Annotated in this window: 1 protein-coding gene; it reads left to right on the top strand. The window is 68.0% G+C overall.

The genetic code is table 11. The features are described 5' to 3' along the window. Positions 1-45: 45 nt before the first annotated feature. Positions 46-510, top strand: a 465-nt coding sequence (locus tag IG90_RS0138775; protein ID WP_030596151.1) for an IS630 family transposase, incomplete at its 3' end; no start/stop codon positions are given.

Raw genomic sequence — 510 nt, 5'->3', positions numbered from 1 at the left:
TAGTGTCCTGAGTCGTTAGTTCGCGCGCGGTTGTAGGGTGGGCTGATGCCTGGTCCGAAGCCGTTGCCGCTGGAGCTGTCCGATCACGAACGCCGTGTCCTGCGAGGCTGGTTGCGCAAGCAGACGGCGTCTCAGGCGCTGGTGCTGCGGTCGAGGATCGTGCTGGCGTGCGCGGAGGGTCGGCCGAACGCACAGGTCGCGGATGACCTGGGGATCTCGCGGGAGACCGTGCGCAAGTGGCGGTCGAGGTTCGCCGCGGACCGGCTGGAGGGCCTGGTGGACCGGCCGCGGTCGGGGGCACCCCGGAAGATCACCGACGAACAGGTCGAAGCTCTCGTGGCCAGGACTCTTGGCCAGGCGCCGCCGACGGGTGATTCGCACTGGTCGACGCGTTCGATGGCCGAGGTCCAGGGCATGTCGCAGTCGGCCGTTTCCCGGATCTGGCGAGCCTTCGGACTCAAGCCCCACATCGTGGAGACCTGGAAGCTGTCGACCGACCCGCAGTTCGTG

This window comes from Streptomyces anulatus (assembly GCF_000721175.1).
GTDB classification, from domain to species: domain Bacteria; phylum Actinomycetota; class Actinomycetes; order Streptomycetales; family Streptomycetaceae; genus Streptomyces; species Streptomyces anulatus_C.
The sequence above is the reverse complement of the archived record's forward strand: the minus strand, read 5'-3'. Positions and strand labels throughout refer to the sequence as shown.